Genomic DNA, 13509 nt, shown 5'->3' on the forward strand with positions numbered 1-13509 from the left:
GACCCCATGCCGAACTCAGAAGTGAAACGCCGTAGCGCCGATGGTAGTGTGGGGTCTCCCCATGCGAGAGTAGGGAACTGCCAGGCATCAAATTAGCATTAACCCCGACCGAAAGGCCGGGGTTTTTTGCTTTTTACAGATTTTAAAAACGTCGCAAGCGGTATCTTTTCAGCCCGTTATTGCTGTTTTGCCCACTCATAGATGAAATCAGCAATCCCTTCTGTATTATTAATATCCAATACGGGTACGGAAATGGCCAAGGGTACGTTACTAGCCACAGCTATAACGCAGGGATCGATCTCTAATGCTTCAGCTTTATGACCAGTTTCCTGCCTGAATAAAAGAATCTTAGCGACAGGCTCGTGTTTGAACCCTTCAATCAGAATTAAATCCAGTTTGCGGTTATCCATCCTTGAGGCAAGGTAATGCAGGTCAAGGTCCGGCTCTTCTGGTGTTTCCGTCATTAACGCCCAGCGTTTTTGGCTGGCGACAATGGTCTGAGCGGCGCCAGCTTTACGGAGTTCATAGCTATCCTTCCCAGGTTTGTCCACATCCATATCATGATGCGTGTGCTTAATGAGTCCAGGCCTGATGCCTTTAGCGAGTAACAATGGGATTAGCTGCTTTAGCAATGTGGTTTTTCCTGTCCCGCTCCAGGCCGCAATTGCCAGTAGCGGTGGTACTATTACTTTTTCTGCCATCGTGAAAGCTCGTCGAGAGTGTTTATATTGGTAAAACAGCTTGCCTGGCCATCGAAAGAGACTGAATGCCCGTCAACACTGAGTAAAAATTGCATCACTCGCCTTTCACCAGCGAGCAGATATTCTCTCAATGGCAAGCAAAGCGAACGATGAAGCAAGGCTACTCCGGGATGATCTCGTTGCCCATCATTGGCCCAGATTGCCAACGTGTTACCACGCGCTTGCCAAAGTTTGCAGGCAAGATCGGTGGGAATATTGGGGGTATCGCAAGGGCAGAATAGCAGCCACTCACTTTCAGTTTGTTCCACCACGGCTAACATACCGGCCAAAGGCCCCTGATAATCACTCATTGAATCCTGAATAACCGAAATTCCGCTTTGCTGATAGATCTCAAGGTTCCTGTTGGCACTGATTACAACATCGCCTACCTGTGGTTTTAATACAGTGAGGACGTGCTGGAAAAGTGGCTGGCCGTTAAGCAGGGCCAATCCCTTATCAGTGCCGCCCATTCTGCTTCCCTTGCCGCCGGCTAACACAACGCCGGTGACTTCTGTTAATCGCTGCACGAATATCGCCTCTTTTAATGTGGGTTTTAGCCTGCTAACGTGTTGCCTTTCACATGCGATAAGGAACACCAACATGAAATGTAAGCGCCTGAACGAACTTCTTGAACTGCTTCAGCCCGCATGGCAGAAAGAGCCAGATCTTAACCTGATACAATTCTTGCAGAAATTGGCTGCTGAGTCAGGCTATCGCGGTGAACTGGCCGATCTCACTGATGATGTACTGATCTACCATCTGAAAATGCGCGATTCTGCAAAAGATGATGCGATCCCGGGCCTTAAAAAGGATTATGAAGAAGACTTCAAAACGGCACTGCTGCGCGCTCGTGGTGTCATTAAGGAATAAAAGAGTAAAAGCTTGTAAGCCGAAACACTTAAGAGGCTTTGAAATGTTATCCTGAAGCATTCGTATTTACTTCCGGTTGCCGGGATGACAGACAGCGCATTTAATTTCCAGACTCTACATCCGGATACTATCCTCGATGCTCTTTTTGAACAGGGTATTCGGGTGGATTCGGGACTGACGCCGTTAAACAGTTTTGAAAACCGCGTTTATCAGTTCCAGGATGAAGAGCGCCAACGTTTTGTCGTGAAGTTTTATCGCCCTCATCGCTGGTCAGCAGCGCAAATTGAAGAAGAGCATCAATTTGCGCTGGAACTGCAGGCCGATGAGGTGCCTTTAGCTGCCCCTCTTCACTTTGCAGGAAAGACTCTTCTTCATCATCAAGGGTTTATGTTTGCCGTGTTTCCTAGTTTGGGAGGGCGACAATACGAAACCGATAACATCGACCAGATGGAATGGGTGGGCCGTTATCTTGGCCGCATTCATCAAACGGGTCGCCAGCAGCTCTTTCAGCATCGCCCAACCTTTGGCCTGGAGGAGTATCTCTTCCAGCCACGCGAGCTATTTGAATATAGCGAGCTTATTCCCCGTGCCCTTAAGAAAGATTTTCTGGCGGCAACGGATGCGCTGATAGAGGAAGTTAAACGCACCTGGCACACTGATTTTGAACCCCTGCGCCTGCACGGCGATTGCCACCCTGGCAATATCCTCTGGCGCGACGGGCCGCTGTTTGTTGACCTTGATGACGCTCGTAATGGCCCAGCTGTGCAGGATATCTGGATGCTGCTTAATGGCGATAAGGCCGAACAGCGGATGCAGCTAGAAACCATTATTGAAGCTTACGAAGAGTTTTCGTCATTTGATACCGGCGAGCTAACCCTGATTGAACCGTTGCGTGCCATGCGTATCGTCTATTATCTCGCGTGGCTAATGCGGCGCTGGGATGATCCCGCATTCCCCCGAAATTTCCCGTGGTTTAGTGAAGAGGATTTCTGGAGAAGGCAGACTGTAACTTTTACAGAGCAGGTCCGGGTTCTACGAGAACCTCCATTACAATTAACGCCAATGTATTAATCAGTAAAATTCAGGAGATAGTTGATTATGAAGAAGATTTGGCTGGCGCTGGCGGGCATGATCCTGGCATTTAGCGCCTCTGCAGCACAGTTTACCGACGGTAAACAGTTTATCACTCTGGATAAGCCGGTTGCCGGTGAGCCGCAGGTATTAGAGTTTTTCTCGTTCTACTGCCCACACTGCTACCAGTTTGAACAGGTTCTTCATGTGTCTGACAACGTGAAGAAAAAGCTGCCTGAAGGCACCAAAATGACCAAGTACCACGTTGAGTTCCTTGGCCCATTAGGCAAAGATTTGACTCAGGCTTGGGCTGTTGCAATGGCTCTCGGCGTAGAAGATAAAATCTCCTCCCCAATGTTCGAAGCCGTTCAGAAAACACAAACCGTGCAGAATGATGCCGATATCCGCAAAGTGTTTATCGATGCAGGCGTAAAACCGGAAGAGTACGATGCGGCCTGGAACAGCTTTGTGGTGAAATCTCTGGTTGCTCAACAAGAGAAAGCGGCAGCCGATCTTCAGCTGCAGGGCGTACCGGCTATGTACGTTAACGGCAAATATCAGCTGAACATGCAGGGCATGGACACCAGCAGTATGGATATCTTCGTGCAGCAGTATGCTGACACGGTGAAATACCTGGTTGAGAAGAAATAAGATTAAAAAAGCCGGTCATTGACCGGCTTTTTTATCCCCAGAGAGTAGCGTTTCCAGTTGCTTATCCTTCTCGCTCCACAGCGTATTTAGCCAGAGCTGAAAACGACGCTTAAAGCTTTTATCGTTAACATAATCTCCATGCAGTTCTTCCGTAATAGGCACTAAAGAGACGCGTACAACGATTTTTGTCATTTTCCCTGAAAGCATATCGTAAAACGGCAGTTGATTATTCTCCGGGTAACACAGCGTGACGTTCAGCATCTTATCAAACTGTTTGCCAAGCACATTCATTGCCATCGCTATACCGGCCGCTTTCGGCAGCAACAGATAGTTAAACGGCGAACGAGTCTGTCCCTTTTTCTCGGTGGTGAAGCGCGAGCCCTCAACAAAATTCACAATCGTGGTAGGGTGAGCACGAAACTTCATACAGGAGCGACGTGTCGTTTCGACATCTTTACCCCTGCGTTCCGGATGACGCAGCAAATAAGTTCTTGAATAGCGTTTCATAAACGGCATATCCAGCGCCCAGCAGGCCAGTCCCATAAAAGGAACCCAGGCAAGCTGCTGCTTAAGAAAATATTTGTTCATGGGAATATGTTTGCGGAATAACACGCAAAGGATCACGATATCTGCCCAACTCTGATGGTTGCTGATTAACAGATACCAGTTCTTTTTATTCAGCCCCTCTAATCCCTCGACATCCCATTTCAAGTGAGGATTGAGGCGCAGCAGCAGTGCGAGCCCCTCACACCAGCAGTACATCATGAAGTCAGCAAATACCGAGATCGAGCGCCATATCGCCGGAAAGGGCAGCATGAGCTTAACGATCCCGGCCAAAATGATAGGTACAGAGCAGGCGATCGTGACCAAAATAGTGAGTGCAATACTTAACACCAATGTGATCGCAGCGAGTAATCTCGACATAGGTAATTTTTGCTGGTTAGGGTATATGGAATGCTGGTATTAGCGGCAATAAGAGGCGGATTTTATCAGAAAACCTATAATGACGACTCGCCAAATGAACAGGATTTTCATGAATCGCATTTATGGGTAGAACAATGGCCCATCGTTTCTTACTCGTCTGAGTATATATCCACATCAAACGATCGTTAGTTAATTCATCGAGTCCAAACCAGCATTCATTTAACTTACTGAAATTAAAATATATTTAATGATGGTGTGATAGAGATAATGCCATGAAATTAGTTAGTTAAAAAAATATACACAAAGTTATCCACAAAAACGATCTCACGCAGGATCTCCCGATCCTGGAATTCTTTTCAGCATATTGCGCCCAATAGTTCATGTTTTTGGCCAGGCTATGGCATCCTTTAGCAATACATTAATCACAGGCATGGAACGGAACATTATGGTCCAGATCGCAGACAACCCGCTTATCCTCGTTGATGGCTCTTCCTATCTTTATCGGGCATATCACGCCTTCCCACCGTTGACGAACAGCCGTGGCGAGCCAACAGGGGCGATGTACGGCGTGCTGAACATGCTGCGTAGCCTGATTTTGCAATACCAGCCGACGCACGCTGCCGTGGTGTTTGATGCCAAAGGCAAAACGTTCCGTGATGAGTTGTTTGAGGACTATAAATCGCACCGTCCCCCAATGCCGGACGATCTCAGAGCGCAGATTGAGCCTCTGCACGCGATGGTTAAAGCGATGGGGCTGCCTTTACTGGCCGTCTCAGGCGTTGAAGCCGATGACGTTATTGGTACGCTGGCGCTGGAGGCTGAAAAAGCCGGTCGCCCGGTGCTGATCAGTACCGGTGATAAAGACATGGCGCAGCTGGTGACGCCGGGCGTGACGCTGATTAACACCATGACCAATACCATCCTTGGGCCGGAAGAGGTACTGACCAAATACGGCGTACCTCCGGAGCTGATTATCGACTTCCTGGCGCTGATGGGTGACTCTTCGGACAACATTCCTGGCGTACCGGGCGTGGGTGAAAAAACGGCTCAGGCACTGCTTCAGGGGCTGGGTGGGCTGGACACGCTTTACGCCCACCCTGAAAAAATTGCCGAACTTACCTTCCGTGGTGCGAAAACCATGGCAGCTAAGCTAGAGCAAAGCAAAGAGCTGGCTTATCTCTCCTATAAGCTCGCCACCATTAAGACCGACGTTAAGCTGGAGCTGGGCTGTGAGCAGCTTGAAGTCCAGCAACCGGCGGCAGAGGAACTGCTGACACTCTTCAAGCAGTACGAATTTAAGCGCTGGATAACCGACGTAGAAGCCGGTAAATGGATGCAGGCTAAAGGAGCCAAACCGGCCGCGCAGCCGCAGAAAGCCGCTGAGGTTGAAGCCGAGCCTGAAGTGCCAGCCAGCCAGCTCTCTTATGACAATTACGTCACTGTCCTGGATGAGAGCGTACTGCTTGAATGGATTGAGCGGCTGAAAAAAGCGCCGCTGTTTGCGTTTGATACCGAGACCGACAGTCTGGACAACGTCAGCGCGAACCTGGTGGGGCTTTCCTTTGCCACCGAACCGGGCGTGGCCTGCTATATCCCCGTTGCACATGACTATCTCGATGCGCCAGAGCAAATTTCTCGCGATCGCGCGCTGGAGCTACTTAAGCCGCTGCTGGAGGACGAGAAAGCGCTGAAAGTCGGGCAAAACCTGAAATACGATCGTGGCATCATGCAGAACTATGGCATTGAGCTGCGGGGCATCGCTTTTGACACCATGCTGGAATCTTACACGCTGGACAGCGTCGCAGGCCGCCATGATATGGACAGTCTGGCCGATCGCTGGTTGAAGCACCAAACCATCTCGTTTGAAGAGATTGCCGGCAAAGGCAAAAAACAGCTGACCTTTAACCAGATCGATTTGGAAACTGCCGGGCGCTATGCGGCAGAAGATGCCGACGTCACCCTGCAGCTGCATTTGAAGATGTGGCCGAAGCTCGAGAAGGTTGCGGGCCCGTTGAACATCTTTAAAAACGTCGAAATGCCGCTGGTGCCGGTGATTTCGCGCATTGAACGCAATGGCGTGAAAATCGACCCGGTTATTTTGCACGCGCATTCTGGTGAGCTGACTAAGCGCCTGGCCGAGCTTGAACTCAAAGCTCATGAAATCGCCGGAGAAGAATTCAACCTCTCTTCCACAAAGCAGCTGCAAACCATTCTCTTTGAAAAACAGGGTATTAAGCCGCTGAAGAAAACGCCGGGCGGCGCGCCGTCGACGTCCGAAGAGGTGCTTGAAGAGCTGGCTCTGGATTACCCGCTGCCGAAAGTGATCCTGGAATACCGTGGTTTGGCGAAGCTGAAATCCACCTACACTGACAAGTTACCGCTGATGATTAGCCCGATAACCGGGCGCGTGCATACGTCTTATCACCAGGCGGTCACGGCCACCGGGCGTTTATCTTCGACCGATCCTAACCTGCAGAACATTCCTGTGCGCAACGAAGAAGGGCGTCGTATTCGCCAGGCCTTTATTGCGCCTGAAGATTACGTGATTCTTTCTGCGGACTACTCGCAAATTGAACTGCGCATCATGGCTCATCTCTCTCGCGATAAAGGTCTGTTAAGCGCTTTTGCCGAAGGAAAAGACATCCACCGCGCCACAGCCGCAGAAGTGTTTGGTCTGCCGCTTGAAAGCGTCACCGGTGAGCAGCGTCGCAGCGCGAAGGCAATTAACTTTGGTCTGATCTACGGCATGAGCGCCTTTGGTCTTTCCCGCCAGCTCAATATTCCGCGCAAAGAGTCCCAGAAGTATATGGATCTCTACTTCGAGCGTTATCCGGGCGTGCTGGAGTATATGGAGCGTACGCGTGCTCAGGCGAAAGATCAGGGCTATGTAGAAACGCTGGATGGCCGCCGTCTCTACCTGCCGGACATCAATTCCAGCAACGGCGCTCGTCGTGCCGGCGCGGAGCGTGCGGCGATTAACGCCCCGATGCAAGGTACCGCCGCCGATATTATCAAGCGCGCGATGATAGCCGTCGACAGCTGGCTGGAGACAGACAAGCCGCGAGTGAAAATGATCATGCAGGTGCACGATGAACTGGTGTTCGAAGTGCACAAAGATGACGTGGAAGCGGTGTCGAAAAAGGTGCATGAGCTGATGGAAAGCAGCATGAAGCTCGACGTGCCGCTGCTGGTGGAAGTGGGCAGCGGTAAAAACTGGGATGAGGCGCATTAATAGGCAATTGCTCAGGTCATGTTTTTGTAACTAAGCAACATAAGTCATAGCTTTTTGTGATGATGCTTCAAGAATGTGATGCAAAAAGTGAAAAAAAACTACAAAAAATGCTTTTTTGAGCGATTAAAAAGGAGTAAAGTTATTCGCGTAGGGTACAGAGGTAAGATGTTCTATCTTTCAGACCTTTTACTTCACGTAATCGGATTTGGCTGAATATTTAGCCGCCCCAGTCAGAAATGACTGGGGCGTTTTTTATTGCGCGAAAGAAAAGAAAAACGCGGCCTGGGCCGCGTTATGAACTGAAAGTGAGCAGACGATCCTTGAAGGAATGGCTTACTCTTCAGCCGCTTCCCCTTCCACCGCCGGCGGAAGATCGTTGTACCAGCTATCCAGCTTCAGACGCAGTTTATCAACGCCGGTTTTCTTCAGGGAAGAGAACGCCTCAACCTCGATATTCCCGCCAAACGCCAGAATTGCTTCACGCACCATATTCAGCTGGGCTTTACGCGCGCCCGATGCCAGCTTATCGGCTTTGGTCAGCAACAGCATGACTTCGATATTGCTGGCGACGGCCCACTCAATCATCTGCTGATCGAGATCTTTCAGCGGATGGCGGATATCCATCAGCACGACCAGGCCTTTCAGGCTGTTACGCTTTTGCAGGTATTCCCCCAGCGCGCGCTGCCATTTGTGTTTCACCTCTTCCGGGACTTCGGCGTAGCCGTAGCCAGGTAAGTCTACCAGGCGTTTGCCTTCGGCAACTTCAAACAGGTTAATGAGCTGGGTACGGCCAGGGGTTTTACTGGTACGCGCCAGGCTTTTCTGATTGGTCAGCGTGTTCAGCGAGCTGGATTTCCCCGCGTTAGAGCGGCCTGCGAAAGCAACCTCAATACCGGTATCAGAAGGCAGATGGCGAATGTCCGGTGCGCTGAGCACGAACTTAGTCAGTTGATAGTTCCAGTTTTTCAAAACGGTTGTCTCCGTCAGGTAAGCATTTGCCGGGGATTATACCTGAACGAGCGGAAAACGCCGTGTTTCTCGCCAGAAGCAGAAGGCTTACAGCAGAGTGGATTGATTTTGTAAGCCATTTGCTATGGCAAATGGCAGATATCCCGGTGAATATCAGTCACTATGTGTTCAAGAGTTTTTTATTTTCAAATAATTAACTGATTACTTCATCGTACGGGGCGTTGTGAACGTGAACGGCCATCTTGTTAATGACAAGCGTAGCGGTAAAGTGAGTGTGTCGGCGAGGGAAGGACAGGGTTGTCTCAAGCTAACATGGAATATTTGCTCCTTTACGGGGGCCAGAATAAGAAAAAGGCGGCGGGTTAACCTGTCGCCTTTTTTCTTTGCTTGCTTTCTGCTAGATTCCGCCGCAATTCTATACTGAATAAAATGGCTTAAGACGACTTATCATGAAGCAACCAAACTCGGCACCACAAGGCAAAAAACCGGCAAAAGCACGCCGTAAATCACGCGAAGAGATCGACCAGGAAGCGCGTGAGCGTAAGCGCCAGAAAAAACACCGCGGCCACGCAGCGGGGAGCCGTGCGAATGGCGAAAGCCAGGCAAAAGGCGGCAAAGCATCGGGTCAGGCGAAAGACCCTCGCATTGGCAGTAAAAAACCTATTCAACTGGGCGTAACCGATGCAGCACCGGTCGCTAAACAGCACAAACCGAAGAGCGAGAAACCTATGCTAACACCACAGGCTGAGCTGGATATGCTGGAAAACGATGAGCGCCTGGATGGGCTGCTGGAGCGTCTGGAAGCGGGCGAAACCCTTAGCAAGGAAGAGCAGTCCTGGGTGGATGCGAAGCTCGATCGCATTGATGCGCTGATGGAACAACTCGGCATCGCCTGGGAAGACGATGAAGAGGAAGAAGAAGAAAAAGCGGATGATTTGATGCGTCTGCTGAAGGGCGGTAACTGACGTTTACTCCTATGGGATTACCTGTTCTTATTATGGTTATTCCGCTGGTGTGTTATCTGCTGTGGTTATTCGTTAAACTACGGCGGCTGTCGCGGCTGCAGAATTCGCTGCGGCGAAGGGTTATGGCTCGTGGAACGAGCGGGCCAGCTTCGCCTCGTCGGCGCCGGCGACAACACCGCAAGGAGTGAGAATGTCTGAGCAGTTAATCGACTGGGATCTGGCTCTGATCCAGAAATATAATTATTCAGGGCCGCGTTACACCTCTTATCCAACCGCGCTGGAGTTTTCTGAAGCCTTTGGCGAACCCGCATTTTTGCAGGCGGTTGCCCGTTACCCGGAGCGGCCGCTGTCGCTTTACGTGCATATCCCGTTCTGCCACAAGCTTTGTTATTTCTGCGGCTGCAATAAAATTGTGACTCGTCAGCAGCACAAGGCCGACCAGTATCTCGATGCTCTGGAGCAGGAAATCATCCACCGTGCACCGCTGTTTGCGGGCCGACAGGTTAGCCAGCTGCACTGGGGCGGCGGGACGCCAACTTATCTGAGCAAAGCGCAAATAAGCCGCCTGATGGCGCTGTTGCGTGGCCATTTCCATTTTAATGATGACGCGGAACTGTCCATTGAAGTTGACCCGCGCGAAATTGAACTGGATGTGCTCGACCACCTTCGGCAGGAAGGTTTTACCCGCCTTAGTATGGGCGTTCAGGACTTCAATAAAGAAGTGCAGCGCCTCGTCAACCGAGAGCAGGACGAAGAGTTTATCTTCGCGCTGATCGAGCGCGCGCGGGCATTAGGGTTTACTTCCACCAACATTGACCTGATTTACGGCCTGCCAAAGCAAACGCCGGAAAGCTTTGCCTTCACGCTCAAGCGCGTGGCCGAGCTAAGCCCGCATCGCCTCAGCGTTTTCAACTACGCACACCTGCCGACGCTATTTGCCGCCCAGCGCAAGATTAAAGACGCTGACTTGCCGAGCGCGCAGCAGAAGCTGGATATCCTGCAGGAAACCATCGCCTCGCTGACGGGGTCTGGTTACCAGTTTATCGGGATGGATCACTTTGCCCGCCCGGACGATGAACTGGCGATTGCCCAGCGGGAAGGTAAACTACACCGTAATTTCCAGGGGTATACCACCCAGGGGGATACCGATCTGCTGGGGCTTGGCGTGTCGGCCATTAGCATGATCGGCGACTGTTACGCGCAGAACCAGAAGGAGCTGAAGCGCTATTATCAGCAGGTAGATGAGCAGGGCAATGCGCTGTGGCGTGGCCTGGCGCTCACGCGGGACGATTGCATTCGCCGCGATGTTATCAAGGCGCTGATCTGCAACTTCCAGCTGAACTTTGCCGATATCGAACAAATGTGGTCTCTGACGTTTGCGGATTACTTTGCAGAGGATTTAGGCCTGCTGGCGCCGCTGGCGAAAGATGGGCTGGTGGAGGTCAGCGATCAGGGGATTCAGGTTACCGGTAAGGGACGCCTGCTTATTCGCAACATTTGCATGTGTTTTGATGCCTACCTGAGGCAAAAGGCGCGTCTGCAGCAATTTTCGCGTGTGATATAAAAACGGCGGGGTTTAGCCCCGCCGTTATTTAACCTTTCGCAAAGCGCTATTCCATGCCCAGCTCTTTGAGCTTACGAGTCAGCGTGTTTCGGCCCCATCCCAACAGACGAGCTGCTTCTTGTTTGTGCCCTTGAGTGTGCCTCAGCGCAGTGGTTAGCAGCGTGCGTTCCATTTCCGGCTGAGCCTCAGAAAGCAGATCCTGATGACCGGAGCGTAGCGCTCGTTCCGCCCACTGCGCCAGCAGCATAGCCCAGCTGTCCGGGTTGGTCTGAGTGACTCCACCGCTTTCGGTCACTGTGGTTTCAAACAGCTCGCTCGGGAGATCCTGAATCAGCACTTCCTGACCCGCCGCCATGACCGTCAACCAGCGACAGGTGTTTTCCAGTTGGCGCACGTTGCCGGGCCAGGCGAGGCGCGTTAAGGCATTTTCCGTTTCCGGATGCAGCAGTTTTGCTTCTACGCCCAGTTCGCGCGCGGCCACTTGCAGGAAATGGCGTGCCAGACGCGGGATATCTTCCCGACGCTCGCGAAGCGGAGGCAGGTGAACTCGAATCACGTTCAGGCGGTGGAACAAGTCCTCACGAAACTTGCCTTCTTGTACCCGCTGCTCAAGGTTCTGGTGGGTTGCGGCAATGATACGCACATCCACTTTTACCGCGGCGTAGCCACCCACGCGGTAAAACTGGCCGTCGGCCAGCACGCGCAGTAAACGAGTCTGAACGTCCAGCGGCATATCACCTATTTCGTCGAGAAACAGCGTGCCGCCGTCAGCCTGTTCGAAGCGCCCCTGGCGAATCTGGTTGGCGCCGGTAAAAGCCCCTTTTTCATGCCCGAACAGCTCTGACTCGATTAAATCTTTGGGAATAGCCGCCATATTGAGCGCGATAAACGGCGATTTCACCCGCGGGCTGTGGCGGTGCAATGCATGCGCCACAAGCTCTTTGCCTGTCCCGGATTCACCGTTAATCAGTACGCTGATAGAGGAGCGCGACAGGCGGCCAATAATGCGAAACACGTCCTGCATCGCCGGGGCTTCGCCGATGATGTCGGTCGTTGGTCCGTTATCCGGCGCATTACGCGGCTGCTGCTGTTCCTGATAGTGGCTGATAGCGCGTTCAACCAGCGCTACCGCCTCATCGATATCAAACGGTTTTGGCAGATAATCGAAAGCCCCCTGCTGATAGGCGCTAACGGCCGCGTCTAAATCCGAATGCGCGGTCATGATGATGACTGGCAGCATCGGGTGGCGCTGCTTAATCTGCTTTAACAGGGCAAGACCGTCCATGCCGGGCATACGTATGTCCGACAGCAGTACGTCCGGGGTTTTGGTCGCCAGCGCGTCCAGCACCTCATTGCCATTCTCAAAGGTGGTGCAGCTTAATCCGGCTCCGGTTAACGCGCGCTCAAGGACCCAGCGGATGGAGCTATCGTCGTCAACGACCCAAACTATCCCTCGTTGCATAATGACCTCTACTTCCGAATAGGCAGGTAAACCGAAAATTCGGTATGACCAGGCCAGCTGTTGAATTCGATTTTCCCCGAATGCTGGTCGATAAGGCTACGCGCTATGGAAAGACCCAGCCCGGTGCCGCCTTCTCGCCCACTGACCATCGGGTAGAACAACGTGTCCTGCAAATGTGCCGGGATACCCGGGCCGTTATCTTCAATATCTATGCGTGCCGCGAGACGATAGCGTGAGCCATGAAGCGTCAGCTGGAAAGCCGTGCGGGTGCGTAAAATAATTTCGCCGCCTTCGCTACCCAGAGCCTGCAGCGCATTGCGAACGATATTCAGTAAAACCTGCTCTATCTGATCCGGATCGTGTGCAAATTCCGGCAAACTTGGATCGTAATCCCGTACAAGAGTGACGTTCTCCGGCAGCTCCATCGACACGAGTTTCACCACGCGTTCGGCCACTTTATGAATGCTCTCGGTGACGTGCATGCCCGGCTGCTGAGGCCCTAACAGGCGATCGACCAGATTACGCAAACGGTCCGCTTGCTCAATAATGACTTTGGTGTACTCCGTCAGCGACGGGTCGGGAAGCGCTTTACTCAGCAGTTGCGCCGCGCCGCGTAAGCCGCCTAACGGGTTTTTAATCTCATGCGCAAGGCCACGAACTAAATCTCGGGCGGCAATCTGCTGCGCATGTTGCAGCTGTTCCTGACTCAATCGACGCTGATTATCCATCGGCGCCATTTCCATCAGGATGTACCCTTCCGGAAGCTTTTGCGCCGTCAGAGAGAGAATGTGCGATCGGCCATCAATGACCAGCGTTACCTCGTTGTCGGTAAACCCCTGGCCTGCCATCAGGCTTTCCTGCATGACGCCTATATTCAACGAGAAATAACTCAACAGGTCCGGCAACGGTGTGCCGTACAGCTTGCGTGAACTCTGCGCCAGCAATTGCTGAGCCGCAGGGTTAGCGTAATGAACCGCCAGCTCGTCATCCACGAGCAGGATGCTGTTGATGAGAGAATTCAGAATCTGCCCAGCATCGGGCAGCGCGCCAGTTGCCATACA

The 13509-nt window shown here is 52.0% G+C and carries 13 protein-coding genes and 1 rRNA gene; 8 read left to right on the plus strand and 6 right to left on the minus strand.

All coding sequences use genetic code 11. From position 1 onward, the window contains the following. A 5S ribosomal RNA gene (gene rrf / locus B9Y90_RS21825) occupies positions 1–86 on the plus strand; the annotation flags it as partial. Positions 87–176: 90 nt separating this feature from the next. On the opposite strand, the gene mobB is transcribed toward rrf, so the two are convergent. Together mobB and mobA are read right to left on the minus strand one after the other, a co-directional pair. Next, on the minus strand, positions 177–701 hold the full coding sequence (gene mobB / locus B9Y90_RS21830; protein WP_085542585.1) for a molybdopterin-guanine dinucleotide biosynthesis protein MobB: 525 nt from the start codon (positions 699–701) through the stop codon (positions 177–179). Then, positions 686–1267: a molybdenum cofactor guanylyltransferase MobA gene (mobA, locus tag B9Y90_RS21835; RefSeq protein ID WP_085542592.1), complete on the minus strand. Its 582-nt coding sequence runs from the start codon at positions 1265–1267 to the stop codon at positions 686–688. Before mobA ends, mobB begins: the two co-directional genes overlap by 16 nt. A 73-nt stretch (positions 1268–1340) precedes the next feature. Here mobA and B9Y90_RS21840 point away from each other — a divergent pair, with 73 nt between their 5' ends. The 3 genes from B9Y90_RS21840 (at position 1341) to dsbA (ending at position 3332) form a co-directional block, all read left to right on the plus strand. After that, entirely contained in the window at positions 1341–1610 is a 270-nt protein-coding gene (locus B9Y90_RS21840; RefSeq protein ID WP_039289114.1) for a YihD family protein, read from the plus strand. A gap of 84 nt (positions 1611–1694) precedes the next feature. Further along, the gene (locus B9Y90_RS21845) at positions 1695–2681 is read left to right on the plus strand and encodes a serine/threonine protein kinase (protein ID WP_039289116.1); all 987 of its coding nucleotides are present in this window, start codon (positions 1695–1697) and stop codon (positions 2679–2681) included. A 27-nt stretch (positions 2682–2708) separates the two neighbouring features. Next, a complete protein-coding gene (gene dsbA / locus B9Y90_RS21850) occupies positions 2709–3332 on the plus strand; it encodes a thiol:disulfide interchange protein DsbA (RefSeq protein ID WP_039289118.1) in 624 nt (207 codons plus the stop codon). Positions 3333–3347: 15 nt separating this feature from the next. Here the strand turns inward: dsbA and B9Y90_RS21855 are convergent, their stop codons facing one another. Continuing rightward, complete coding sequence (locus B9Y90_RS21855; RefSeq protein WP_039289120.1) at positions 3348–4256, minus strand: acyltransferase; 909 nt, start codon at positions 4254–4256, stop codon at positions 3348–3350. 445 nt (positions 4257–4701) lie between these two features. On the opposite strand from B9Y90_RS21855, the gene polA reads away from it, so the two are divergent. Next, on the plus strand, positions 4702–7488 hold the full coding sequence (gene polA / locus B9Y90_RS21860; protein ID WP_085542593.1) for a DNA polymerase I: 2787 nt from the start codon (positions 4702–4704) through the stop codon (positions 7486–7488). Between the two features lie 165 nt (positions 7489–7653). Beyond that, entirely contained in the window at positions 7654–7701 is a 48-nt protein-coding gene (locus B9Y90_RS27685; RefSeq protein ID WP_071892919.1) for a small protein SpfP, read from the plus strand. Positions 7702–7821: 120 nt separating this feature from the next. Here the strand turns inward: B9Y90_RS27685 and yihA are convergent, their stop codons facing one another. Then, positions 7822–8457 (minus strand): ribosome biogenesis GTP-binding protein YihA/YsxC, encoded by a 636-nt coding sequence (yihA, locus tag B9Y90_RS21865; RefSeq protein ID WP_039289121.1) that lies wholly within the window; start codon positions 8455–8457, stop codon positions 7822–7824. A gap of 449 nt (positions 8458–8906) precedes the next feature. Here yihA and yihI point away from each other — a divergent pair, with 449 nt between their 5' ends. Then, positions 8907–9422 carry a Der GTPase-activating protein YihI gene (gene yihI / locus B9Y90_RS21870; RefSeq protein ID WP_039289123.1) on the plus strand — a complete coding sequence of 172 codons (516 nt, stop codon included), beginning with the start codon at positions 8907–8909 and terminating at the stop codon, positions 9420–9422. A gap of 190 nt (positions 9423–9612) precedes the next feature. Further along, positions 9613–10986: an oxygen-independent coproporphyrinogen III oxidase gene (gene hemN / locus B9Y90_RS21875; protein ID WP_085542586.1), complete on the plus strand. Its 1374-nt coding sequence runs from the start codon at positions 9613–9615 to the stop codon at positions 10984–10986. 46 nt (positions 10987–11032) lie between these two features. Here hemN and glnG read toward each other — a convergent pair whose 3' ends face one another. Next, positions 11033–12448, minus strand: a complete 1416-nt coding sequence (glnG, locus tag B9Y90_RS21880; RefSeq protein WP_039289127.1) for a nitrogen regulation protein NR(I) — start codon at positions 12446–12448, stop codon at positions 11033–11035. Between the two features lie 8 nt (positions 12449–12456). Beyond that, a complete protein-coding gene (gene glnL / locus B9Y90_RS21885; protein ID WP_039289128.1) occupies positions 12457–13506 on the minus strand; it encodes a nitrogen regulation protein NR(II) in 1050 nt (349 codons plus the stop codon). Positions 13507–13509 lie beyond the last annotated feature (3 nt).

This window comes from Cedecea sp. NFIX57 (assembly GCF_900177785.1).
GTDB lineage: Bacteria > Pseudomonadota > Gammaproteobacteria > Enterobacterales > Enterobacteriaceae > Cedecea > Cedecea neteri_C.